This window comes from Acidovorax sp. KPB24-07, assembly GCF_057543315.1.
This window is the reverse complement of sequence record NZ_BAAJYS010000732.1, coordinates 1-1,086: the sequence shown is the minus strand read 5'-3', so window position 1 is coordinate 1,086 and position 1,086 is coordinate 1. Positions and strand designations below refer to the sequence as shown.

The window sequence follows — 1,086 nt, the reverse complement described above, 5'->3', positions numbered from 1 at the left end:
GCGCCAGTACAGCAGCTACGTGAACGAAGAGCACGGGGCGGCCTGCGGGCTGCTGGGCTACGGCTGGAAGCTGCCCATGGAGATCGCCGTGCGGCTGGAGGCAGGGCGCACCGTGCTGCTGGACACCGGGGGGAGGGCCATCACCTTCGGCGAGCCGCTGGCGCCCGGTGAAGCGCTGTACAGCGCCAGCGAAGACCTGTGGCTGATGCGCGGTGGTGGCAGCGGTGGTGGTGGCGGCGGTGCGGGTGGTCGTCCAGTCAGCCCCGAGGCGCTTCCATCGCGCATCCCTAGCGAGCTGCAGCCCTGGGCCTGGCAGCCGCGCTGGGCCCACGTGCCCCAAGAGGCCCGGGCCGACGCGCGGTGCGTGATCGCCGCCTCGGGCAACGGAACCACCGCGTGGCTGCTGTGGCCGGGGGAGGACGGGCACCACCGCGTGGGCCGGGGTGCTGGACCGCTTCGGGCGCAGCCAGCACTACGGATACGACGAGCACGGGCGGCTGGCCGGCATCACCGACGGCAGCGGGCGGCGCTATGCGCTGCACTACAACCGGGAGCGGGACCGGGACCGGGACGGGGCCGCCGCCGCGGCCCCAACCACTGCCACTACCACCGCCGCCGCCACCGCCCACCTGCTGCTCGGCCCGGACAGCGGCGAGCGCCTGACCGGGGTGGACTGCGTGCACAACCCGCTGGATGCGGCCTGCACCGGCCCGGGCTACCGGGTGCCGCTGGTGCGCTACCGCTACGACAGCGCGGGCGACCTGGTGGAGGTACTGGGGCGGGACGGCCAGCGCACGCGCGAGTTCGGCTACGACCGGGTGCACCGCATGGTGCGCCACCGGGTGCGCAGTGGACCGCTGCACACCTACGTCTATGAAGACCAGGGCGTGGCCATGCCCCGGCCCGGCGCCCGCGTGGTGGAGCAGCACAACGAGCAGGGACTGTCGTACCTCTTCGAATACCGCGATCCCCCCGCCATCCCTCCCGCCACCCCGGCTGCGATCGGCGAGTCCGGGACGGACCCCGACACCCCAGTCCCCGACACCCCGCAGCCCATGCCGCAGCCCATGCTGCAGCCCGTGCCGG

The 1,086-nt window shown here is 73.9% G+C and carries 1 protein-coding gene and 1 pseudogene; one reads left to right on the top strand and one right to left on the bottom strand.

The window, feature by feature from the left end:
• Nucleotides 1–57: 57 nt before the first annotated feature.
• Nucleotides 58–285, bottom strand: a complete 228-nt coding sequence (locus AC27IQ_RS25370; RefSeq protein ID WP_487091276.1) for a hypothetical protein — start codon at nt 283–285, stop codon at nt 58–60.
• A 158-nt stretch (nt 286–443) separates the two neighbouring features.
• Here AC27IQ_RS25370 and AC27IQ_RS25365 point away from each other — a divergent pair.
• Nucleotides 444–1,086, top strand: a pseudogene (locus tag AC27IQ_RS25365) (RHS repeat-associated core domain-containing protein); the annotation flags it as partial.